Below are 23,229 nucleotides of genomic sequence, written 5' to 3' on the forward strand. Positions count from 1 at the left end.
TGGCAAAAAGTTTACTCAGTCGGATATAGCGAAGCTCCTTGGTCTATCAGACAGACAGGTCCGAAACCTTGCGGCTAAAGGGTTTCTGCCTGCGGCCAAGGGACGAAACGGCTGGGATCCGCTGGCGTGTATTCATGCCTATAACACCTATTTAAAACGGTCAAAATCCGGAAGTGAAAAACCGGAAACCGACGACAATGAAGAGGAAACGTTCGAGAAAATTGAGCGTGAACTCAAACTGGAAGAGCGGCGTGAAAAGCTGGCCATGATGAGGGCCAAGCGCGTTCTGTTTGAAAAGAGTTACGCCCCCATCGACCTTATCGTCGACACGTTAGAGCAGGTGTGTACCCGAGTGGGAACGCGCCTCGACACCCTTCTCCCTAAACTCAAAAACGCCTGGTCGGACATGCCACCCGAAGCGGTGGAAGTGTTGGAAGCCGTGATTGCAGCAGTATTGAATGAGTGTGCAGATGTTCAACCCAACTTCTCAGACTACATTGACGGCGATCCGGATGAAGGTCCGGCGTGGCTTGATGGGGATGAGGAGAGTACTGCCGATCAAGGGATCGGAATGGGCGGATAAGCATTTCCGGTTAGCGGCTGGTTCATCTCAGGAGGAAGGGTTCTGGGAGACACTGCCTCTTCAGATTGTGCCGCTGAATATGATGTGCAATCGGGCCATTACCGAGCTGACTATGCAAAAGTCTGCACGTGTCGGCTGGTCAAAATTAGTCGTGGCTGCCGACAGTTGCTTGCACGCTCAGTTCAAAACGAATTCCGTGATCTACGTTCCGACAGAGAGTGACGCCAAAAACATCTCGGTGACGGAGATTGATGCCGCCTGGCAGGAAATGCCGATCATGCATCGCATCTTTCCGGCACTGTTTGCCAAAGATCAGCGAAATACTGTGTCGTATAAGAAAGGCACTGGCTGGTCTCTGCATATTCTTGGTACTTCCACGCCCCGCAACATGCGCGCTTTGACCAAAGGCGCGGTGTTCGGTGATGAGATCGATGGCTGGGACTGGGAAGTCGGCAAAGAAGGTAACCCCATTGACCTGGCGTTTAAACGTCTTGAGGGCGCTGCCTTTCCCATGGCGCGCTGGGGTACCACGCCAACCAACAAAGGGGAGTCTCACATCGAGCGGCTGATGGCCCGGATGGAGCTCACTTTTCGGTTTTATCTCCCTTGTCCGCATTGTGGTAAGGAGCAGGTCCTAGAATGGGGCAGTAAAGACGCCAAACACGGTTTCAAGTGGGATAACACTCAGCCAACGTTAGCGAAAAAAGCGAAATCCGTTTATTACCGCTGCCTCGGGTGTGACGACCCCATTTATTACCAACATTTGTACAAAATGGAGCTAGCCGGACGCTGGAAAGCGGAAGACGGCACCTGGACAAAGGATGGCCATGCGTTTTTTGACGAATACGGTCACCCCGCGCCCACGCCGACCTCTGTTGGCTTGCATATCTGGTCTGGTTACAACACTAAACTCAGCGAAGGCTGGCGCGGCATCGTCAAAGAGTTTCTGAAAAAGAAAGATGACCCAATCCAGCTAAAAACGTTCGTAAACCTGTCATTAGGTGAACTCTGGGAAGGGGAGAACGGCGAGAAACTGGACTGGGAACACCTGAAATCCCGTCGGGAAGTGTGGTGGGTCGGTGAACGGCGCAGCAACCCGGTTCCGGATCGGGCGGTCGTGCTCACTGGAGGCATCGACACTCAGGATGACCGGGTAGAGCTCTACATTTGGGCCTGGGGCGCCGGTGAAGAGTGTTGGTTGGTTGAGCACATCGTGCTTTTAGGCGATCTCTCCACGCAGACGCTCAAAGATGCGGCCGGAAAAATGCTGTACCGGACCTACAAAAAGCGCAATGGCGACACCATGGGCGTGGAATTGTGGTGCTGGGATGCCATGGGCCATAAGACGGATGACGTGTACACCATGAGTCGCCATCACAGTGTGACCTGGGTGATCCCCATTCAAGGGGAAAACCAGTACGGCAAACCCATTCAGACATTTCCTCGCAAGAAAAACGCAAAAAAAGTGTATCTGACCCGCTTGGGTACGGATGGCATTAAACAGCGCCTATATAGCCGTTTGTGTTTAACACCAAAAGGCGATGAGCCGGTCCCCGGTTGTATCCATTTTCCTCTGGATGACGAGATTGCGGGTGATGAGTTTTTCAAACAGCTTTGCTCGGCCAACAAAAAGCTGGAGTACGACAAATCCAATCGTCAGGTGTGGCGATGGGTGAAGCAATACCATCCCTTTGACGAAGCGCTCGATGGCTGGAACTACGCCTATGCCGCACTCAATATCCTGATCCAAAAGTTTGGCCTGGAGCTCGATGAGCCAGAGCCAGCTTCCGAACAACCATCCTCCGGACTCAGCATGGCTGAGCTGGCCGAACGACTCAAAGGTGGACGATGACTTTACAAGAAATGCTGCAGGAAGCAGAAAGTGCTTATCACAAGCTGCAGACAGGCACCATGGCGGTATCCGTTCAAAAAGGAGAGCGTCGGGTCGAATTTAACCGGGCGAACATACACGAACTGCGTGCCTATATTGAAGACTTGCGTCAGCAACTGGGTATGGGCAGTGCGCGTCGCCGTCGTCCAGCGGGAGTCGGATTTTAATGAATAATATCGGACTACTGGCAGCTGATGGCCAGACCCCCTTGAGAGAGGCGGTGTTCAGAGCGGGCGGGTCGGGGTTTGGTGATCAAATGCGAGACTGGAATCCAGCCTCCAAATCCGTCGATGCGGCGTTTTTGCCCGTCATGAAGCAAGCCAATGCGCGTACAGACGACGTTACCCGCAACAACGGCATCGCGGCCAATGGGATCCAGCTACATAAGGACCACATCATTGGCTCTGAATTTCGTCTCAGTTACAAACCCAACTGGTTACTGCTTGGCATTGATCCGGACAAAGGCTTTGTCCGGGAAGTGGAGGCGATTTTTCGTGACATTGCGGAAGATCCGAACTGCTTTATCGATGCCGAGCGGCGCCGGACGTTCACCATGATGATGCGTGAAGGGGTGGAAACCCACGCCAACGCTGGTGAAATCATGGCAAAGCCGGAATGGATAGAGAGCCGGCATTCGCCGTTCTCGACCTGCATTCGTATGGTCGCACCGCGAAAAGTGAATAACCCGAACTATGCGATGGACAAGCCGGATTTGCGTGGCGGGATGGACTTCAACCGTCACGGCGTGGCGGTGGCCTATCACATCGAAGAAGGTGCGGACAACTTTGGCATGGCCAAACGCTGGCGCCGGGTTCCCAAATTTACCCGCTCCGGTCGGATGGGATTTTTGCATGTGTTTGAGCCCAGCGAAGGCGGGCAATGTCGGGGCGTCAACAAGTTCTTATCGAGTCTTGAGCAGCTCAAGATGCTGGATACGCTGCAAAACACCACGCTCCAGCGTGCCATCGTGAATGCCATGTATGCCGCCAGCATTGAGTCGGAACTGGGCAGCGACCAGGCGATGGAATTTCTCTTTGGTGCCGGAAAGCGAGAGGGCGCCATAGAGCAAATGCTGATGAAGTACGGCGAGTATTACGCCGCGAATGAAGTGAAGTTCAACGGCGTAAAACTGCCTCATCTGATGCCGGGTGACAAGATAAACCTGCACAGTGCGGGTAATGCTGACAATGGGTTTGCGGCGCTTGAACAGTCCATTATCCGTTACATTGCGGCTGGTTTGGGGGTGGATTATGCCCAACTGTCGCGCAATTACTCGCAAATGTCTTACAGCACGATCCGAGCCGCCCATAACGACTCCTGGCGCTATTTCATGGGTCGCCGAAAAATAATTGCCAACCGGTTCGCCAGCCAAATCTTCACGTTGTTGTTTGAAGAGATGCTGCTGCGCGGGTACATCACGTTGCCTCGCAAAGCGCGCTTTACCTTTTACGAGCGCCGGTATGCGTGGACCAAGTGTGACTGGATTGGCTCCGGTCGTCTGGCGATTGATGGCCTCAAAGAAGTCAAGGAAGCGGTGCTTCGTATCGACAGCAGTTTGTCGACCTACGAAAAAGAGCTCGCGTTGCTTGGCGAAGACTATCAGGAAATCTTCGAGCAACAGGTCGCTGAAATGGAAGAGCGAAAAACGAAAGGTTTGCCACCGCCGAGCTGGATGAAGCTGCAGGCGCTGGCTCCGGACAACCCAAACGAGAGTGCCAATGAGTAATTTACAACACTTAATCAGCAACACCTTTAACCGACCGTTGGCTCTGGAAGCGGGCTACGCCCGGGTGTTCTTTTCTGCGCTCAGTCAGCGCCTTGGCAACGTGGTCCAACTGACGGACATCGATGGCTCGGTACTCAGAGAGCAGGACATGAAAAAGGTCGCGGCGGGTTACGCCCGAGGGCGCTCTGGCGATCGGAGCTACCAGGTGAACCATGGCATCGCCGTGATCCCGATTGATGGCACTCTGGTGCACAAATACGGTTACATCAAACCTTATTCCGGCATGACCGGCTATGACGGGATCATGTACCGACTGAACGAGGCCATGGCGGACCCGGATGTCCGCGCCATCCTGCTTGATATGAACACGCCCGGCGGCATGGTTGCCGGGTGTTTTGATCTGGCGGACAAGATTGCGCAGCTGCGCCAGGTGAAACCTATCTGGTCACTCGGTTATGACATGCACTGCAGTGCGGGTCAGATGGTGGCCAGTGCCTGCTCCCGCCGATTGATTACTCAAACGGGCATTGGTGGCTCTGTAGGCGTGATCATGGCCCACACCAACGTGGAAAAAATGCTCGACCAACAAGGCGTGGAAATCACGCTGGTGACCGCTGGGGATCACAAGGCCGACGGCAACCCTTACCAGTCCCTGCCCAAAGCAGTGCAGGAGAAGTGGCAATCGGAAGCGGAAGCCACGCGTCAGATGTTTGCCGGAAAAGCAGCGCAATACATGGGGATCGACGTGAAAAAAATTCTGGCGACCGAAGCGCAGACCTACGAAGGTCAGGCGGCGGTCGATATTGGCTTCGCAAACGAAGTCGTCAACGGGCTTGATGCGGTTCAACTGATGGCGGACCACTTCAAGACATCTTCAACCACCTTTGATAGGGGAGCCGCTATGACGGTGCAAGACCAAACCACGACCGAGGCCACGACGACGCAAACCAATGCGGCAGCATCGGCCTCCGTGACCAATCCACAAGACGATGCTCCGACGCCTGAGCAGGCCGCAGCCGCGGCTTCCAGCGAGGCGACATCCGCCAGCGATCCTGCCACGCAGGAGCGAGAGCGTTGCATGGGCATCATGATGCTCGAAGAAAGCAAGGGCCGGGAAGCGCTCGCCAACCGACTGGCGAACAACCCGAAGATCTCCGTTGAGGAAGCGCGAGACATTCTGGCCAGTGCTCCGGTTGCTACCGCTCATGATGCCGGTAGCGCACTTCAAACCCTGGCGGCTGAACACGGTGACCCACTGGGTCAGGATGTCAGTTCGGCCGACGTAACCGAGGAGCAGCAGCACATCAACGCGCTGGCTTCTTCCTACAACCGCATCGACTAAGGACGACGCCATGAGTGAGAACACAGAATACACCCCAGATGAACATTGGATTGGGTCACCGGTGACCGCCCGCGCCACCATCAAAGCCGGAGAAGCGTTTGCGGCCCGAACACCACTGATGTTTGATGCTACGGACACGGCCACGCTGGTTGCCTGGGACGGTACACCGGGCACGGCCGTTGCGCTTTCTGCTCGTGACGTGGTGAGCACGGGCGTTGATCAGCTGTCGACCGTTTACCTGCAAGGCGGCTTTCGCATCAGCTTTGTGAACTGGCCGGATGGGGGCATCACCGATAAGGCCAAGCGCGCCGCTTTCATTGGCAGTGCGGTGTACGTAGACGACGAATACTGATTCGTCGTTTTTCTTAACGATTTAAGCAAAGAGTGACTTATGCCTGATAACTACACGACACGCGAACTGCTGGGCGCCATTCAACAAGCCGGTATTCGCCGTGACAATTTCTTTATGCGTTTTTTCTTCCGTGAGATGTACACCTTTAACACGGAAAAAGTCGACCTGGATATGATCCCGAACAAGACCAAAATCGCGGCGTACTGCTCGCCGATGATTGGGGCGGCGATTGATCGCAACCAGGGCTTTAAAACGTCGTCCTTTAAACCGGCTTACGTGAAGTCCAAACATGCCGTCACGGCCAACCAGAGCGTCAAACGTCGTCCGGGTGAGCCAATGAAAGGCGCGATGTCAGCGGGTGATCGCCAGAACGCGATTGTGATGCAAAACCTCGACATTGAAGAGCAAGCGGTTCGCGACCGTGAAGAGCTGATGTGTGCGGAAATGGTCTATGACGGTAAAACGGTTATTGACAGCCCGTACATCGATCAGCCTTACGAGATCGATGCGGGCCGAAATCCGGACAACAACATCACCCTGATTGGTGCAGCGCTGTGGACAAACCAAGACCGCAAAACCTATGACATCGTGGCGGACATTGAAAAATGGGCGGCCGAGTCGGAAGGTCTGACGAACGTGGTGATTGCGGATCCGAAAACCTGGGCACTGATGCGTGAGTTCACGACGTTCAATGACAAGGTGGAAACCCGCCGTGGCTCCAAGTCTCAGCTGGAAACGGCTCTGAAAGATCTGGGGGCTACGGTCAGCATTAAAGGCAATCTGGGTGATGTCACGATTGTGGTGGTGGATGAAGAGTACATCGACCGCGCGGGCGTGACTCAGAAAGTGCAGCGTGACTATCACCTTATCCTGGCGCACACCGCCGTTCGCGGCGCTCGGTTGTACGGTCAGATTCAGGACCAGGCCGCGCAGCGTGAAGGTTTTGATGAAGCGGAGCGTTACGTCAAGGACTGGACGGAAGGGGGTGACCCGGAAGTGCGTTATACCAAGACCGAGTCCGCGCCTGCGATGTACTTGATCGACGTGAACAAAGTGGTGGTAGTGAAGGTCGCGTAAGCGGCCTTTTTACTGAGAGATCACGATTGGGACCATGGTCCCAATCCTTTTTTGGACAATATCATGAGCCGAAAAGACAACCTGAAAAAACGCATTGATGCGCTGTGCAACGAACTTGGTCTGGACAAAGTACCGTACGATGACAGAACGACAGAAGCGAAACTGAACATCATGATCGACGAACTGGAAGCGTCGCTGCCAGACGGGCCTGATGAGGGGGGATCGGATGATGAAACCAATCCAGGTGAAACGGACGCCGAAACGCAAGATGATGACGCTGACGATTCAGCCGGTGATGAAATCGACGAGAGCGAAATCGACGACCGCCCTGTGGTGTTGGTCGGCGTGGGTGAGTTGCCACCGGATGAAACCCTGACGGAAGACGGTGAGGCGCCTGAAGTGCTGACCAACGACCAAGGGTTCGTTCAGGTCCAAGTACTGAAAGCGTTTCAGGCCAAAGTTGATGGCCACATTACGCTTATTAAGAGCGGTGACACGCCGTATCTCGATGAAGACACGGCGATGGAAGCGGTCGAAGCTCAATTAGCGTGTTTTATGGCTCGGCTATAACGGATGGACAGGCGCGATTTTCGCGCCTTTTTTATAGGTTTTTTATGTTTGATTCGATATTTGAAGAGGCTATGAAAAAGGCAGATGCGGCCATCTATGAGACGTTTGGTAACGTTGATGTGCTGGTTAATGGCCAGGAGCCGGTTCGTGGCATTTTTGATGCCGAAGGGCTGGTCAGCCGGCTGGCAGCGGGCGGTCAGGTGGATACCCAAGAGGCCCGTTTGAGTGTGCGCAGTGGCGATGCTCATCATCTGGCAAGACGGACCCCTATCACGCTGATGCTCTCCGATGGGCAAGCCTTACACTTTTACATTGAACAGCGCTATCCGCAATACGATGGCGAAACGCAATTCACGTTGTCGGAGAGAGCGGATGGCCAGTCCTCAACAATCCCAGATCTTCGATATTGATCTCGATGAACTGACGGCGATTCGACACAGCGTGGGCGCCACCGAAAAGGAAATGCGCCTGGCTTACAACCGGGCGCTGGCCCGTACGGCGGTGACGGTGCACAAACTGGCTGCGAAGCTGATGCGCGACGAACTGCAAGCGAAAAACCTCAAGCTTATCCGCGCCCGTTTGAAAAAGTTCAGGCTGAAGAAAGGTGGCAAAGCGCTGGATGAACTCAAGTTGTGGTTTGGCCTGAATCCGGTCCCGGTGCATGCGCTGCGTGGTCGGCTCCGATCGACGAAAGACAGTGGTGCCACGTTCACGCCGACATCCCCGCGCCTTTCCCGGGTCCATGAGGCCAGAGGCTTTGTGATCGAGAAAAATGGCCAGAAGATGATGTTCCGACGCACCAGTGCCAAGCGATATGAAACGGTGCAGGTGGAGATTGACGATGCGCTGCATGTACGTATTGAAGACGAGATTTTTGAACAAATTCCGGAGATTTTCGTCCGGCATTTCACAACAGACATTAAAGGTCGGATTGCCCTTCGGCCAAAAAAATAGAGGCTGTCCATGGCGAACGTAACGCTGGCGGAATACCATTCTGCGGTTCTTGACTATCTCACCACCAAAGTGGATTGGTTAACCTGTGTTGAACATTACCCGGAAACCGAAACGGAACTGGCCACGCCCTGCGCGTTTTTCTCGGTTCTGGACTGGGATAAGAGCGACAACCAAAAAGGCAATGGCCAGCTGACACTGAACGTCAACTGCGAGCTGCTTGTGGTGTATGGATTCAGCGATCCGGATTATCAGGTCAAAGTGCGGGATGCATCGATGATGCTGAGCCTGTTGATTGATGAGTGTCGCTTTGGGCTGGAAATTCGCCCTGCCGTATTGACCAGTGCGGAGCCGGACTCGTTCAACCCTGAGCTGGATGGCTACGCCGTCTGGTCGATTCGCTGGGTTCAGCCTCTGACTATCGGTCAGGTTGAAATCAGCGCTCAAACCTTTACGCCGGGTACTGTGATGGTGGGGTATTACCCTGATGTCGGCCCGGACAAACACTCCGATTATGAAGTTGTTCTGAACGTTCCACAGGAGTCCTGATGAGTGAAGACCCCTGGTATCTGATTCACCGGCTTTCCCAACGTGTGGCGAACCTTATCCGAGGCGGGCATGTGTCTGCGGTGCAGCACAATCCTCCGCGTGTCAAAGTGGCTTACGACGTGGATGAGGCAGGGGAGCCGGTGACCACCACCTGGTTGCGTTATTTTGAAGAGCGAGCGGGTCATAAGCGTCAGTCGGATCCGGCCAAGGTCGGTGAGCAATGCATGATTTTCTCGCCGAGTGGTGACCTTCGTAATGGCTGGGTATTGCTGGGTATGAATACCGATGACAATCCGCCTGCCAGCGTGGACCCCAACAAACATGTTTGTGTGTATGACGACAATACCCGGGTGGAATACGACCGGGCCGAGCATCATTTGACGATCACCATTGCCGGAGGCGATGCGACGCTGAATGCGAACACGTTTTACATCAACGCCGACGTTCGCCATAAAGGCGATTACAACCAGACTGGCAACCTGACCACTTCAGGTAAGATTGCGGCGCTGAAAGACATTGTGTCGGCGGCGCACATCCAAGATATGACCGGCTCAATGGCGGCGATGCGAACGCAGTACAACGGCCACCGTCATGACGGTGGTCCACTCCCCGACACCCCAATGAGTTAATGCGATGAACGGAACAGACAACCAGACCGGACGCGCTTTGGTCGGTCGCGCGCACCTCAAACAAAGCATTGCGACCATTTTGACCACGCCAATCGGCAGTCGGGTCATGCGGCGAACCTTTGGTTCGAAATTGCCCCGTTTGGTGGATGCCCCGTTTAACGCCAGCATCCAGATGGACATGATTGCTGCAACGGCCGAGGCACTCTCACGCTGGGAGCCCCGCCTGGAATTGCAATCGGTCTCCGTGACCAGTCCAACACCGGGCAAGGTGCAGATTGATTTAACCGGTATTTATTTGCCAGACGGCCAGCCCATCAAACTGGAAGGGATTGAGATTAAATGAGTACGACGATTGAATTGTCCAGCTTGCCAAAGCCGAAGGTCAAAGAAGATCTGGACTTTGAGACCGAACTGGCCGGAAAAAAGGCGCAACTGAAAACGCTCTACCCGCAATGGGATGCCGATGTGGAGTCGGACCCGACCGTGGCGAATCTGGAAGTGTCGGCCTACTCAGCCGTCAACGAGCGACAGCGGGTCAATGATGCGGCGCTGTCGGTAATGCTGCCGTGGTCGATGGATGAAGACCTCGACAATCTGGCGGCGTTCTTTAACCTCAAACGCGAGTTAATCCAGCCGGGTGACGATACGGTTACGCCGCCTATCGAGCCCATCTACGAGTCCAACGAGTCCCTGCGGCGTCGCTGCCTTCTTGCATGGTCGGGCATTTCCACCGCCGGACCGAGAAAGTCATACATCTTTCATGCGTTGTCGGCTTCCGCGCAGGTCAAAGATGCGTATGCCTATCGGGTGCGCGGCGGGGAAATTGCGGTGGTGGTGCTCAGTCATACGGCAAACGGTGAGGCGGATGCCTCGCTGATTGCGACCGTGGACGCACACATTAACCAAGAGGACGTCCGGCCGCTGTGCTGTGACGGCACTGTCAAATCGGCGCTTATCCATGAGTATCAAATCACCGCTGTTCTGGACATAGCTAACACCGCTGCCAAAGAGAGCATTCTGGCGACGGCCCGAAGCAACACTGAGGCGTATACCGACCGTCAGCACCGTATTGGCGCGTTGGTCAGTACCTCTGCTTTGGATGCGGCGATGCATCTGGAAGGGGTGCGTGACGTCGACTTGCAAGGCTTTGTCAATTATCAGGCTGACCAAGACACGGCGCCCTATTGCACCGGCATCGTTATCACTGCTAAGGGGGATGTGTGAGCGATTCTCTATTGCCGCCCAATGCCACCGCGATGGAAAAGGCGCTCGAGCAGGTAACCCGGGCGGACATGAGCTCGCCCATTCGTGACTTATGGAACCCGCGCACCTGCCCGGAGTCGCTACTGTATGTGCTGGCTCTGACCATGGATGTGGATGTCTGGGACGACAACTGGCCGAGAGCGGCCAAAGAGCAGACCATTATCGATGCTTACAACGTGCACCGGCTGCGCGGTACACCGAGCAGTATCCGACGCATTTTGCGTAATGCCGGGTATGAGGAAGTGGATATTCTTGAGGGGCTGGGCGGGAAGTTCTACGACGGAAAACAAACTTATAACGGTCACATCTATTACAACTGGGACGAAGCCTGGGCGATGTATCGTATCTACCTGAAACGGGCCATCACGAACGAGCAGGCCGAGCAGGTGAAGATGCTGCTGGATATGACCGCGCCGCTGCACTGCATTTTAAAAGGGCTGCATTTTACGGAAGCGTTGTTTACGTACAACGGCGAGATTCGTTATGACGGCCAATACAACTTTGGAGTTGCCTAAATGGGAAGTATTACAGAAACCCCGGAGTGGGAAGAGCAGGTTTACCTGATTGAAACGACGGATGCCGTGATAGGTGGGGAAGAAGGCATCGCCAACCGTCAGCCTAAACAACTAGCGAACCGAACGGCCTACCTTAAAAAACAGCAAGAAACTATTAAAGACAAACTGGATCCGGAAAAAACGCCCGACCCATTAAATCAATACATGTTGTCGAGCAAGCTTCTTCGTGCTCTGATTTTTACGCCGGTGTATAGCGCGGGCGTCGGCTACACCCCGAACTCAGATTACGTTGCGCCTGCCGTAGGACAAAAGTGCTATGTCAACGAATATCTAACGGCCTATACGCTGATACAGCAGTTATCAAATTTAGTTGAAGAAGCGACAAAGGCGGCTGATATCGACCGCTACTGCGGATACTGGGGCTATGGCACGGACGAAAATGGTGACTATTTCACTACGCCGAATCTGCCTGTAAAAATGCATTTGAAAGCCGCAGGACAATATGGTGTTGCAGGGGAAAGTAAAGGCGATCACATTCAAAACGTGTATGGCTCGTTTGATATCCGAAAGTCGACATCAAACAGTCTAATTTTAAACACATCCGGCGCTGTTGTGAGTCAACAGAGTGTTCCTTCAGTTTCAAATAACCCGATAGATCTCGATACATCATATTCGTCAGCAACAGCGGTTAGATTGGATATTGATTTATCACGAAGCGCACGGACGGATACATACACTGATTCCATGGGTATTTTCTATGAACCGTTAATTTGGTTACCTAAAGGAGCGTTTTAAATGATTCAGTTCGACAGTAAAACCGGTGCACCTTTGCGGGAGATTTCAACTCATGTTGCTCGACCGCTTGTAACAGACAAACCGCTGCCAAGTGAGGGAATCGGTGACAACCAATACTATTCTTTTCGTGATGAAAACGACGCAGTCCCTTATTGGCCAACAAACCAATGTAACTGGGTGGTCAAAAATAAGCAGGTTAGCATCACGGCTTACCATAAAGACACTCGCGAGCTGAAAGAGTTTGACGACATTTCGTTAGTCACGAACGACTATACCTTAGATAAGCCTGTTACGATTTTTGACTACTGGACGGAATCAGGGTGGAAGACGGACGAACAAGCCAAGTTTGAGTACGATTACAAGCAGGTCAATGATCGTCGGTACCAACTCTACACAATCATGGTGGACCGATTAAGAAATGAAGCCGTTTCCATTGAGAGCGTTGAAGGTGATTCTATCAAAGCTGCGGAATACCGTATCCAGGCCGATGCGGCTTACCTGAAAATCAAAGAAGACAACCCGTTCCCGGAGCCGCCCGAACTGACCCCATAAACGCCCACTTTTCTCAGTGGGCTTTTTTATTTCCTCATGACCTCGCCTTGGCGGGGTTTTTTATTACCCGACTAAACAGGAATCTCCCATGGCGCAATTTTTACATGGTTGTGAAGTCGTCGAAATGGACGACGGCATTCGCAGCATCAGCACCGTGAAAACCGCAGTAATTGGTTTTGCTTTTGAATCGGATGCGGTAGCGAGCGCGGTGGCCGCTGTGCTGACCGTTGGTTCGCCTGCGCTCGATGATGGCATCACTTTAACGGCCGTCGAAGCGGGTCTGGATGGCAACGGCATTTACTTGACCATCATCGCCCCAACCGACGCAGACCAGGTCTTGTCGGTCAGTGTGGCAGGTAAGGCGATCACCGTATCACTGGCCACCGATGCCGAATCAGCACCAACATCCACTGCCACAGAGGTAGTGGACGCGATCAACGCGCACGCTGAGGCCAAGGCACTGGTCACCGCCTCTCTGACCAATGGCAACCCGGGCACTTCGGTTGCGGTCACCGTCACCAAACAGTACTTGTCTGGCGGTGACGATGAGCCGTTCCCAGTCCTCAAACCGGTGGCGATTACCGGCAGTCTGAAAATGGCCGAGAAGATTGGCAAATCTACCGATGCTTACAAGTCGATGGAAAGCATCATGAAACAGACCGGCGCGCTTGTAGTGGCGGTTCGCGCTGAGCCGAAAACGGCACAAGAGTTGGAAGGTGCGAACATCATCCGTGCGATTGAGAAGTTCTCTGAAGCGCGCACCGAAGTAGGCTACAAACCGCGTATCCTGATCGCGCCTAACTTCAGTCATATTGATGGCGTGGCCAAAGCGCTGGAAACGCAGGCGGCGAAGCTGCGCGGTTTTGCTTATGTAGATTGTGCTTTGAATGCGTCCTACACCGACGCCATGAAGCGCGCACGCTCGTTTGGCACCCGGGTCGAAATCCAGTGGCCACATGTGAAAGTGCAGGACTCGGAAACCGGCGCCGTGGTCCCACGCCCGACCTCTGAATTTGCGGCGGGTCTGCGCTGTCGTATTGATAACGAGAGAGGGGTGCACTGGTCGAAGTCGAACCAGGAAATTTACGGCATTGTGGGTACCTGGCAACCGGTGGAGTGGGAACTGAACAATCCGAACACCGTTGCCAACATTCTCAATGAGAACAAAGTTTCTACGGTCATCCGTGAAGGTGGTTTCCGGTTCTGGGGTAACCGCTCTTGCTCGATTGACCCGAAATGGACGTTTGAGTGCGTGCGCCGCACTGCGGACATGATCAATGACAGCATCGAGCGTGCTCACCTGTGGGCCGTGGACCGTCCGGGCACCACGCAGTATTTACAGGATGTGATTGGTGGGGTTCAGGCCTACATGCGTCAACTGAAGTTCGAAGGGATCATCCCCGGCGGCTCCACATGGCTGGACAAAGATCTGAATACGCCAGAAACCATGGCGCAAGGTGTGGTCTATTTCGACTTTGATTTTGGCGTCTACTACCCGGCAGAGCATTTGATCTTCCGCTCTCGCCTCAACAACGGCTATTTAGAAGAGGTAATTGCAAATGTCTAACTGGGCTCGTAAATATTTCGGCCTTTACATCGATGGCCGTGACAAGGTTGGTGATGTGATTGACTACACCGCGCCGGTTCTGGAAGTGCAGACGGAAGACTTCCGAGCGGGTGGGATGGACATGGCCACGCCGATGGACATGGGCATGGCACCAATGGAAGCGGGCTGGTCAATGGGTGAAGACCCTGATGTGCTGGCGCTGTTCGGCATCAAAAAGGACGGAAAGAAGATCGCCGTGTTTGTTCGCTCAGCGATTGAAGACGACGAAACAGGCCGGGTTCGGCCAGTGGTCGAAGAGCTGCGCGGCAAACTGACCAAAGTTGACCCGGGCACTAAAAGTGGCGGCGCCTTTAACGCCAACAGCTACACCATGAAGTTGAGTTACTACCGCTATGAAGTGAATGACGAGATCATTCATGAAATTGACCCGCCCAACCTGGTGCGCGTCATCAACGGTGTGGACCAATTGGCGGAGTATCGCCGCGCACTGGGCAAATAACCTTTCATCCTTTCTTTCACAGTTCGCCTCCCGGCTTCGGTCGGGGGCTTTTTTATGGACGTAATACCATGAACAAAATCACGCTTGACTACCCGATTAAAGACGAAGACGACAACGACATCACGGTGCTGGAAATGCGCCGTCCGAAAGTACGGGATCACATCTGGCTGAAAACCCAGTACGGCAGCAAAACCAACCCGAAAAAACGAACAGGGGGCGATCTGTATGACGATTTTGACCGTGATATCGCCATGTATGCGCGTCTGACTGACCAGCCTGAATCCGTGATCGCAAAAATGGACATGCTGGATTTGGGAAAGTGCGCGACGACGTACATCGGATTCTCTACGCCCTCGACGAGCTCGACGAAAGCGCCAGAGACCGAGTGATGTTCAACGTTGCCACCCACACCGGATGGCAACTTTCTGAGCTTGAATCGCTGGATATTGACCGGCTGCTGAATTTTGCCGACATGCTGCCTAAAAAGAAACGAGGTAAGGGATGAGCACAGCCCAAAATCTGAAAACGGTGGTCACGCTTGGCGGCGCTGTGGATGCCTCGTTCGGTAACATGGCGGGCACGGTGGACCGTGAGCTTGGTAAAGCCACCAAACAGGTTAAAAGCCTGGAGCGTGAGCAGGGCAAGCTGACCAAGCAAATCAAAAAAGCCAAGATGGCCGGAGCCGATGTCAGCCTGCTGACCAAACGTTACCAGGCGCTGGACCGAGAAATTGATGATGCGCGTCGCTCAGCTGAAGGGTTTGGCGCGGCGTCCGACATTGGCGGCACACTCAAATCCGTTACCGGGCACGCTGTGGCGACGACTGGCGCGGTAACAGGGTTGACGATGGCTGTCACCGGATTGATGAGTGTGACCAACGCTCAGACGGCCGAGCAAGTGGGACTAGCCAAAGCCTATGGCATGAGCATTGAACAGTTCAAAGCCTGGGGCGGAGTGGCTCAACAGGCGGGTCTGAACGCCGAGAGCACCGGTGATATGGTTGAAGAGCTGACCAATAAGTTTGGTGAGTTCAAGGCGCTGGGTAAGCAGTCCTCGGTCGCGGATGTCTTCGGCAAGCTTGGCATTGATAAGGCGATGCTCGATGGTCTCAGCGCGGCTGAGCAGTTTGAGTTTGTGATGCGCCGCCTTGAAAGGGTGTCCGATAAACAACAAGCGGCCAGCCTGGCCGACATGTTGTTTGGCGGAGAGGGTAACAAGGTAGTTACGTACATCCGAAATAGCGGGAAAAGTCTGGATGACCTGCTGGATGCACAGAAGCGGATCAACAGTCTGACCACGCAAGGTGCGGATGGGGCATTTCGGTACAACAATGCCTGGAACAATGTACTGACGGCCGTCACCAGTTCCTGGCAGGAAGTGGCTGGCGTGGTGGGCGGGGCACTTGAGCCGCAGCTCAGTGAACTCAGCCAGACCGTCTCGCGTGTGTTTTCGGAAAACAAAGCCGGTATTGTGGACTTTGTGACCGGGGTTGTGGACAGTTCCATCCGGCTGACGACTACACTGTATGAACTGGGCAGCAGTGTGAACGATGTGGTGCAGTTCTTTGGTGGCTGGGAGTCGGCCGGGGCATTGGTTGCCGGGATGCTGGCAGGCAAGATGGTGATCGGCATTGCGTCGGTGGTGACGGGCATCACAACGATGATTACCACACTTAAGACGGCCAAAACGGTAATGATAGGTCTGAATGCGGTGATGGCCGCGAACCCGATAGGGGCAGTGGCCGCAGCGGTGGGGTTGCTGACCACGGCAGGCATCTTGCTCTATCAGAACTGGGATGAAGTCACCGCATGGTTTGCTGGTAAGTTGGAATGGTTCAAAACGGCCTTTCCGGAGACGTTTGAGACCATTAAAAGCCTCTTTGACTGGTCACCAATTGAGATGATTGCGGGCCACTGGGAAGCGGTTCCGTCGTTCTTTACCTCGATGTGGGGAAAAGTTACCGCGATTTTCGACCAATCGGTCGGTGCGGTGATGGAAACCTGGGAAAAGGTCAGTGGTTTTGTGGATGACCTGAAATTCTGGGATGACGAGGAAGAGTCGGCATCATCGCCACGCCAGGTCGAGCCTTACGGTTATTCGCAGCGTCGTTCGGCCAGTTCGAGCGGTTACACAGGCGGCTATGGCTATGCGGCGAGAGCAAACGCGGTATTGTCGGACACCGAATCGGCGAGTAAAGGTCAAACCACCATTCAGAACAACAATACCGTGGAAAAAATCGAAGTCGTGACGCAACCGGGTCAGTCCAATGAAGAGATTGGTCGTTCCGTAGCGGACAAACTGTCTGACAACAGCGGCGCCATGTATGACTACAGCTATAGCGAGTAAACGATGGATTTTGATTTTAACAGCCTGAGCACGTCAATGGGGCGGGCGTACACATCGCCCACCCCTAACACGGTGGCTAACGATGTGATGATGACGGCGGGAGAGGTGAAGTTTTCAATCACCACGCTCGCCTATCAGGAGCTGGTTAAGACGCACAGCTGGACCTGGTCGCCCATCAATCGCTTTGGCCAGTATGCGAGCCTCCAGTTTACTGGCGCGGATAATCCGACCATTCGATTGACGGGCACGGTATACCCGGAGTTCGCCAACGTGGGGATCAATCAGATTGAACAACTGGTAACGCTTGGAAACAAAGCCGAGCCATTTCTTCTGACCTCCGGCCTTGGTGATGTTATGGGGTACTGGTGCCTGACGAACGTGACGGAAACACAGCCCCGGCATATGAAAGCTGGGGTACCGAAAAAACAGCAATTTTCAGCGGATCTGATTTTTTATGGCAAAACGTTATCTCACTCGGGACGGTGATGTGCTGGACGACATCTGTTATCAAGAGTACGGCACTGAGCAAGCGGTTATCGCGGTACTTGAGGCGAACCCTAAACTGGCGGACCAAGGGACCAAGCTTCAGGCGGGTCTGATCATTACTTTGCCGGATTACACACCGCCGTCGCAAGATGATGAGGATGTCCTATGGAGTTGAACTATCGGCCGGGGTTTTTGCTCAGTGCGGACGGGGAAGACATCACGCAGCGGATTAATGCCTGTCTTCTTGAACTGACATTGACTGACCACAGCGGTAGTAAGGCCGATGAACTGACGTTGAAGTTAGATGGCAGCAAAATCGGCAAGCTGCCGGGCAAGAATGCCTGGCTGCGCGTGTCGCTGGGGTTTAATGGTGAATACGTTTCTCAGGGGGCGTTTGTGGTGTCGGTCATTGAGGTCAAAGGCTGGCCGGAAACCGTCACCATCAAAGCGCACTCCACGCCTTTGAGCGGCCAGGGACAAGGAACCAGCCTGCAGAGTCAGAGAACGCAGAGCTGGGACGATGTGACACTGGAAGACGTGTTAAAAACCGTTTCAGCCAGAAACAACCTGACTCCGATTATTGCCAATGAACTGGCTCAGATTCGCCTGGAGCACATCGACCAGACCGGAGAGTCTGACATGGCGATGCTTACCCGACTATCGCGTCAGTTTAGCGCCGTATCAAAAGTGGCCAATGGACACTGGACGTTGATCAAAGAGGGGGAAGGGAAGAACGCCTCCGGCAGCAAAAAGTTACCCGTTCGTGAAGTGATGGCCAGCAGCTGCTCGGGTTATACGTATCGCTCAAACAGCCGGACGAAAATCAGCAGCGCGGTGGCCAAATGGCACAACGCTGACACGGGGAAAATGGGCACGGAGCGCTATGGCTCTGGTGAGCCGGTTTTCGAAATTGTGTATACCTATCCTAACCAAGAGGAAGCGGCTGCGGCCGTTCGTTCTCGGGGTAAAGAAATCACCAGTGGCAGTGATACGTTCACTTGCACGACCGAAGCAACGCCGAGTTTATTGAAAGCATTTGCGGAAGGGCATTTAAAGCCGGTTGGCTTTCGCCCGGAGATAAGTGATAAGACCTGGCGAATCAAAACGGTGGTGAAGAACTTGCGCAAGAAAGGCGGGATCACGGTAACCTTTGACTGTGACGATGGCGCAAAAAAATAGTCTTTTAAGAGATGGTTTTGAAGGGCTATTGCTAAGCAGATCCTGTTAAAAAGACAAAAGATCCAAGTACTGTATAACTACACCCTAACTACACCCTAAATACACCCATAAATTGGTGGGTTATTTAAAGTGGTTGTTTTAGATGGGGATATTGGGATTTTTAAGGCTTTAGAAAGGCGACAGCCCGATGTTGGTAGCATCGGGCTGTCTAATTTTTAGATCTCTCGGTTGGTAAGGCCGATAATCTGATATATGCAAAAGGCTGGATTAAATCCGATAAATTCTCTGGTAAGGAGACTTAGATGCGGATGAAGTCCATGTGCTCAACTTTTGGCTTGAAAGCGTGACGTTGAACGTCTTGTGGCTTAACTTTCACTTCTGCGCCATCGATAACCAGAACGATGCCTTCGTAGAACTCAGGCTTGTCCATTTGGTTCATGATGTCGTCGTGGTTCAGAGCGATAGATACTGGCGCAGCCTCACCACCGTAAACGATAGCAGGGAATTGACCAGCGTGACGTAGGCGGCGGCTCGCACCTTTACCTAGCTCAGTACGTACTACTGCTTCAAATTTCATAGTAATTACTCTCAAAAAAGTATTAAAAAACGTGTCATTGCTGCAATGCGACCTTGCTGCAATGGTTAGGCTCCGAAACATAACGAAACGTTACTGTCAGAGCGAGCGCGGATACTACCATTGTATCCATTTCTGAGCAATAGATTTAGGGGCTATTCGACCGGGGTTCAGTGAATTAATCAGCGTTTGCTGCTTAATGCATCAAGTCACGCGGAGGTCACCTGAAGATAGCCTCTGATTATACCGTGTATTGTGTGAAATATCGCATCGTGAAGGCTAACAAGCATGCCAAAGTGATGGGTTGTATTGAAGCTGAATCGAATCTGAATGATGTCCTCACGCGGGATTAAGCCTGCGATGAGTAAGCTGACTATACACTCACAGCAACTAAGGAGAGATGATGCAACCGATAAGTATAGTCGTCATCACTTTGAATGAAGAGAAACGTATTGGCCGCTTACTGGAGGATCTGAGCAAGCAGTCCTATCGTCAGTTTGAAGTGATTCTGGTGGACTCCAACAGCGATGACGCCACCTGCGATATGGCTCGAGCATATGGGCAGAGCTTGCCTTCATTGACCGTGCACCGCATGGACGATCGCGGTGTGAGCCTGGGGCGCAATACCGGCGCGGAATTAGCACAGCATGAGCGGTTGTTGTTTCTGGATGCAGATGTGCGCCTGCCGGTTAACTTTCTCGCCAATGCGCTCAGTGACCTGGAATCGCGTAAGCTGGAGGTGGCGGGCGTCTACATGGGGGCGAATGGCCTGCCACTGATGCACAAAGTCGGCTATGGCCTGTTCAATGCGGGCCTGTTTATTACCCAATTTGCATTTCCGACAGCGGTGGGGGCGTGTATTTTTTCAACCCGCCGAGCGCATCAGGAAGTGGGAGGATTTGATGAACACATTACGCTGTGTGAGGACTGTGATTACGTTCGCCGAGCGGGAAGAACCTGGCGTTTTCGCTTTCTCAAAATGACGTTTGGGTTTGATCCTCGACGTCTTGATCAGGAAGGCCTTTTCCGGATGGGGTGGTTTTATCTGAAAGCCAATGTGCGTCGATTATTTTTCGGAGAAATGCGTAACAATGAGATGGAGTATCGCTTTGGTCATTACCGAGAACAAAACTAACGCCGTAGGTGCAGATGTTTAGCGCTGTTGGGTTGTTCTTCGGTGCGTTTCTTGATGCGTTGATTGGACCGAACCTGTTTGTACCCGGTGAGCCGTTTTTGCTGGCCGCTGGGTATCAATGGTATCAAGGCACACCGCTTGCAGTGATTTGGGTATTGCTTGGCGGCTTCTTTGGTGATCAACTCAGCTATTGGATAGGGCGTATCTCTGGTCGGCGAGTTCAGTCTAAGCTGATCCGTTGGCAGCCTGGAGCGAGGCGGCCTATCGCACGTTGCCGAAAGCTGATGAGAGATAAAGGCCATGCGGTGCTGATGGTGGCCCGTTTGCTGGGGCCGGTCGCTTGGGTGGTGCCCTTTATCGCCGGCACACAGCAAATGCGCTGGCGGCGTTTTTCTTTATTTGCCACGGTTGGGTTGATACTCGGAGTGGGGCAATTTGTCTTGTGGGGATACGCATTAGCAGCCGGGTTACCTTTGTTGCCGTACGCCGATTCGGTGATTCGTTACCTACAGACGCACAGCGGTTGGTTTTCAGGAGCAGCCGGACTCAGTCTGGTAATAGGGTACGGCACTTATGTTTGGTGGCGTGCTCAACCTCAGGCTGAGACAAGACGATAAAACCAGAGTGCAGGCTCCGGTTTTATCAGTGGGCTTTTTTGATGGTCAGAACCGTTTTCAGGCCGCCCATGCTGCTGCGTTCGAGATCCAGTTTGCCACGATAGCTGTGAGCCATTTCGCTGACAATGTTCAGTCCAAGACCGGTGCCTGGTGTCTTCTCGTCCAGACGCACGCCACGTTCAATCGCTTTGTGCAGGTTGCATTCTGCAATCCCCGGACCATCGTCTTCAAGGCAGAGGCGAACATCGCCTTTGTCGGCTGCGGGCTCAGCATGCACCCGGACCAGAGAATTGGCCCATTTGTAGCTGTTTTCCAGCACGTTGCCGATCATTTCATCCAGATCGGCAGAATCTACAGCCACTTCGAGATCGGAGTCGAGTTCGTTGACCACGACGATACCTCGATGCGCGTACACCTTGTCGAATGCGAGCGAAATAAAGTCGACGCGCTCGGCCGGCTTGGTTTTAACCGACAGAATGTTCATCGAACCAGCCATCCGAGCCCGGCCAAGATGGTAATCGATTTGGTTCTGAATCTGTTCGACGGGCGCCAGCAGGCGACTTTTTTCGTCACTTTGCATAATACCAATTTCATTACGCAGCACTGACAACGGCGTTTTCAGTGCATGGGATAAGTTACCGGCGTGATTACGGGCGCGAGCAAGCAAGTCCTGATAGTGAAACAGCAGCGCATTAAGATCCGAGACCAGAGGTGATACCTCGCGCGGATAGTTGTAGCTTAGTGCATCTTTATTGCCATCTTTCAGTTCCGCGAGCTCCTTCTGCATCTTGGTTAATGGCCGCAATGACCAGCTGACCTGCACGCCGATCAAAATCAAAACCCCGGTAAACAGCATGCCGAGGATGATCCATAGCTGTCCGGTAATACGCTTCACTGCGCTACCGATAGGTGCTTCATCGACGCCAACCATCACCCGGATGGGTTCGGAAAACTCAGGCAAATACAGGGTTTGAGTGATGGTAATCAAAGGCTCTTCGCGTGCGCCTTTGATCACCAGAACCGGTCCCCGTTTTTCAGCGGTGATGTTTTTGTCCCACAGTGAGCGAGAGCGCAACGTTTGTTTGTCACTCTGAATGGTCCAGTACAAGCCGCTGTATGGCTGGCTAAAACGAGGGTCAGACAAGCGTGCCGACAGATCAAGCCGGTTGTTGCGGTCGGTTTCAATATTGGCCGCGATTTCATCCATTGACAGATGGAGCTGAGATTTTGCGTCACTGACGAGGTAGTCTTTTACCAGTAGCGGAATACCGATACCGGCGGCCAGTATCATGGCCGACAGCCACAACGCCGCCGCGAGTAGCAGACGGCTTTTGAGACTGAGGCGTTTAATGTAACTGGCTTTATCCGGCATTGAGCTGATATCCCAGGCCTCTGACGGTTTTTATGATGTTCGGTGCTATTTTTTTGCGGATCCGCCCGATAAAAACTTCAATGGTATTAGAGTCACGGTCAAAATCTTGTTTGTAGATGTGCTCAACCAGCTCGGTGCGCGAGATGACTTTGTCCGGGTTGTGCATGAAGTAGGCGACCACTTTGTATTCGAGTGCGGTAAGGCTGATGGCCTGTCCCTGCCACATGACTTTCGACGTGCGGGTATCCAGGCTGAGGTCCCCCATTTGCATGATGGGGGAGGCGTTACCGGATGCCCGGCGTAATTGCGCTCGCAGGCGGGCCACCAACTCGACCATTTCAAACGGCTTGGTCAGATAATCATCGGCGCCGGCGTTCAGACCTTCCACCCGTTGCGACAGTGTGTCCCGGGCACTGAGAATGATCACCGGAGTGTTGATGTTTTCATCGCGGATGCCTTTCAGTACCGTCAGGCCATCCAGTTTAGGCAGGCCAAGATCGAGTACGATGCCATCCCAGTCCTCTGAGGTTGCCCGGTAGAGTGCATCAATTCCATCCTGGGACAGCTCCGGAACCCAGCCGTTTTGTTCAAGTAATTCAATAATCTGCTCGCCAAGACGTGGCTCATCTTCCACTACCAGTATTTTCATTGTTGTTGTT

At 53.4% G+C, this 23,229-nt stretch carries 29 protein-coding genes; 26 read left to right on the forward strand and 3 right to left on the reverse strand.

Annotation, left to right across the window (positions count from 1 at the left end):
* From CAG65_RS07250 to CAG65_RS07365, 24 genes are all read left to right on the forward strand, one after another.
* Nucleotides 1–583: helix-turn-helix domain-containing protein (locus tag CAG65_RS07250; RefSeq protein WP_202599308.1), on the forward strand; the 583-nt coding region annotated here is incomplete at its 5' end.
* Nucleotides 471–2,435, forward strand: a complete 1,965-nt coding sequence (locus CAG65_RS07255) for a terminase gpA endonuclease subunit (RefSeq protein ID WP_161453108.1) — start codon at nt 471–473, stop codon at nt 2,433–2,435. The genes CAG65_RS07250 and CAG65_RS07255, both read left to right, overlap by 113 nt.
* Nucleotides 2,432–2,641, forward strand: coding sequence for a gpW family head-tail joining protein (gene gpW, locus CAG65_RS07260; RefSeq protein WP_161453110.1), 210 nt, complete (start codon nt 2,432–2,434; stop codon nt 2,639–2,641). Before CAG65_RS07255 ends, gpW begins: the two co-directional genes overlap by 4 nt.
* Complete coding sequence (locus tag CAG65_RS07265; protein ID WP_161453113.1) at nt 2,641–4,200, forward strand: phage portal protein; 1,560 nt, start codon at nt 2,641–2,643, stop codon at nt 4,198–4,200. The genes gpW and CAG65_RS07265 overlap by 1 nt, the downstream gene beginning before the upstream one ends.
* Entirely contained in the window at nt 4,193–5,542 is a 1,350-nt protein-coding gene (locus CAG65_RS07270; RefSeq protein ID WP_161453115.1) for a S49 family peptidase, read from the forward strand. Before CAG65_RS07265 ends, CAG65_RS07270 begins: the two co-directional genes overlap by 8 nt.
* A 10-nt stretch (nt 5,543–5,552) precedes the next feature.
* Nucleotides 5,553–5,894, forward strand: coding sequence for a head decoration protein (locus tag CAG65_RS07275; RefSeq protein ID WP_161453117.1), 342 nt, complete (start codon nt 5,553–5,555; stop codon nt 5,892–5,894).
* A gap of 39 nt (nt 5,895–5,933) precedes the next feature.
* Entirely contained in the window at nt 5,934–6,971 is a 1,038-nt protein-coding gene (locus CAG65_RS07280; RefSeq protein WP_161448557.1) for a major capsid protein, read from the forward strand.
* Nucleotides 6,972–7,034: 63 nt separating this feature from the next.
* Complete coding sequence (locus CAG65_RS07285; protein ID WP_161453119.1) at nt 7,035–7,541, forward strand: hypothetical protein; 507 nt, start codon at nt 7,035–7,037, stop codon at nt 7,539–7,541.
* A gap of 71 nt (nt 7,542–7,612) precedes the next feature.
* Nucleotides 7,613–7,951 (forward strand): head-tail joining protein, encoded by a 339-nt coding sequence (locus tag CAG65_RS07290; protein WP_161453122.1) that lies wholly within the window; start codon nt 7,613–7,615, stop codon nt 7,949–7,951.
* The gene (locus CAG65_RS07295; RefSeq protein WP_161453124.1) at nt 7,914–8,495 is read left to right on the forward strand and encodes a hypothetical protein; all 582 of its coding nucleotides are present in this window, start codon (nt 7,914–7,916) and stop codon (nt 8,493–8,495) included. Before CAG65_RS07290 ends, CAG65_RS07295 begins: the two co-directional genes overlap by 38 nt.
* Nucleotides 8,496–8,504: 9 nt before the next feature.
* A complete protein-coding gene (locus CAG65_RS07300) occupies nt 8,505–9,041 on the forward strand; it encodes a hypothetical protein (RefSeq protein ID WP_161453126.1) in 537 nt (178 codons plus the stop codon).
* Nucleotides 9,041–9,670, forward strand: a complete 630-nt coding sequence (locus CAG65_RS07305) for a phage baseplate assembly protein V (protein ID WP_161453128.1) — start codon at nt 9,041–9,043, stop codon at nt 9,668–9,670. The genes CAG65_RS07300 and CAG65_RS07305 overlap by 1 nt, the downstream gene beginning before the upstream one ends.
* Nucleotides 9,671–9,674: 4 nt before the next feature.
* On the forward strand, nt 9,675–10,013 hold the full coding sequence (locus CAG65_RS07310; RefSeq protein WP_161448547.1) for a GPW/gp25 family protein: 339 nt from the start codon (nt 9,675–9,677) through the stop codon (nt 10,011–10,013).
* Nucleotides 10,010–10,894 (forward strand): baseplate assembly protein, encoded by an 885-nt coding sequence (locus CAG65_RS07315; RefSeq protein ID WP_161453130.1) that lies wholly within the window; start codon nt 10,010–10,012, stop codon nt 10,892–10,894. The genes CAG65_RS07310 and CAG65_RS07315 overlap by 4 nt, the downstream gene beginning before the upstream one ends.
* Complete coding sequence (locus tag CAG65_RS07320; RefSeq protein ID WP_161448543.1) at nt 10,891–11,448, forward strand: phage tail protein I; 558 nt, start codon at nt 10,891–10,893, stop codon at nt 11,446–11,448. The genes CAG65_RS07315 and CAG65_RS07320 overlap by 4 nt, the downstream gene beginning before the upstream one ends.
* The gene (locus CAG65_RS07325) at nt 11,449–12,243 is read left to right on the forward strand and encodes a hypothetical protein (protein WP_161448541.1); all 795 of its coding nucleotides are present in this window, start codon (nt 11,449–11,451) and stop codon (nt 12,241–12,243) included. It abuts the gene before it with no gap.
* Nucleotides 12,244–12,795 carry a hypothetical protein gene (locus CAG65_RS07330; protein WP_161453132.1) on the forward strand — a complete coding sequence of 184 codons (552 nt, stop codon included), beginning with the start codon at nt 12,244–12,246 and terminating at the stop codon, nt 12,793–12,795. It begins immediately after the preceding gene.
* Nucleotides 12,796–12,883: 88 nt separating this feature from the next.
* Nucleotides 12,884–14,362, forward strand: a complete 1,479-nt coding sequence (locus CAG65_RS07335) for a phage tail sheath C-terminal domain-containing protein (protein WP_161453134.1) — start codon at nt 12,884–12,886, stop codon at nt 14,360–14,362.
* Nucleotides 14,355–14,861 (forward strand): phage major tail tube protein, encoded by a 507-nt coding sequence (locus CAG65_RS07340; RefSeq protein WP_161453136.1) that lies wholly within the window; start codon nt 14,355–14,357, stop codon nt 14,859–14,861. The genes CAG65_RS07335 and CAG65_RS07340 overlap by 8 nt, the downstream gene beginning before the upstream one ends.
* A gap of 68 nt (nt 14,862–14,929) precedes the next feature.
* On the forward strand, nt 14,930–15,250 hold the full coding sequence (locus tag CAG65_RS07345) for a phage tail assembly protein (protein WP_161453137.1): 321 nt from the start codon (nt 14,930–14,932) through the stop codon (nt 15,248–15,250).
* A gap of 112 nt (nt 15,251–15,362) precedes the next feature.
* Nucleotides 15,363–17,207 carry a phage tail protein gene (locus CAG65_RS07350; RefSeq protein ID WP_161453139.1) on the forward strand — a complete coding sequence of 615 codons (1,845 nt, stop codon included), beginning with the start codon at nt 15,363–15,365 and terminating at the stop codon, nt 17,205–17,207.
* A 3-nt stretch (nt 17,208–17,210) separates the two neighbouring features.
* Nucleotides 17,211–17,693, forward strand: coding sequence for a phage tail protein (locus CAG65_RS07355; protein ID WP_161453141.1), 483 nt, complete (start codon nt 17,211–17,213; stop codon nt 17,691–17,693).
* On the forward strand, nt 17,662–17,868 hold the full coding sequence (locus CAG65_RS07360) for a tail protein X (RefSeq protein WP_161448005.1): 207 nt from the start codon (nt 17,662–17,664) through the stop codon (nt 17,866–17,868). Before CAG65_RS07355 ends, CAG65_RS07360 begins: the two co-directional genes overlap by 32 nt.
* The gene (locus CAG65_RS07365) at nt 17,859–18,872 is read left to right on the forward strand and encodes a contractile injection system protein, VgrG/Pvc8 family (protein WP_161453143.1); all 1,014 of its coding nucleotides are present in this window, start codon (nt 17,859–17,861) and stop codon (nt 18,870–18,872) included. The genes CAG65_RS07360 and CAG65_RS07365 overlap by 10 nt, the downstream gene beginning before the upstream one ends.
* Before the next feature lie 298 nt (nt 18,873–19,170).
* On the opposite strand, the gene rplY is transcribed toward CAG65_RS07365, so the two are convergent.
* Complete coding sequence (gene rplY, locus CAG65_RS07370; protein ID WP_161453145.1) at nt 19,171–19,449, reverse strand: 50S ribosomal protein L25; 279 nt, start codon at nt 19,447–19,449, stop codon at nt 19,171–19,173.
* A 400-nt stretch (nt 19,450–19,849) separates the two neighbouring features.
* Between rplY and CAG65_RS07375 the strand changes: the two genes are divergently transcribed.
* On the forward strand, nt 19,850–20,581 hold the full coding sequence (locus CAG65_RS07375; RefSeq protein WP_161453148.1) for a glycosyltransferase family 2 protein: 732 nt from the start codon (nt 19,850–19,852) through the stop codon (nt 20,579–20,581).
* A 14-nt stretch (nt 20,582–20,595) separates the two neighbouring features.
* A complete protein-coding gene (locus CAG65_RS07380; protein WP_161453150.1) occupies nt 20,596–21,198 on the forward strand; it encodes a DedA family protein in 603 nt (200 codons plus the stop codon).
* Nucleotides 21,199–21,223: 25 nt separating this feature from the next.
* On the opposite strand, the gene CAG65_RS07385 is transcribed toward CAG65_RS07380, so the two are convergent.
* Complete coding sequence (locus tag CAG65_RS07385; RefSeq protein ID WP_161453153.1) at nt 21,224–22,570, reverse strand: ATP-binding protein; 1,347 nt, start codon at nt 22,568–22,570, stop codon at nt 21,224–21,226.
* Complete coding sequence (locus CAG65_RS07390; protein ID WP_021705432.1) at nt 22,560–23,219, reverse strand: response regulator transcription factor; 660 nt, start codon at nt 23,217–23,219, stop codon at nt 22,560–22,562. The genes CAG65_RS07385 and CAG65_RS07390 overlap by 11 nt, the downstream gene beginning before the upstream one ends.
* Between the last annotated feature and the right edge of the window lie 10 nt (nt 23,220–23,229).

Source organism: Vibrio sp. V39_P1S14PM300 (assembly GCF_009904765.1).
GTDB classification, from domain to species: Bacteria; Pseudomonadota; Gammaproteobacteria; order Enterobacterales; family Vibrionaceae; genus Vibrio; species Vibrio proteolyticus.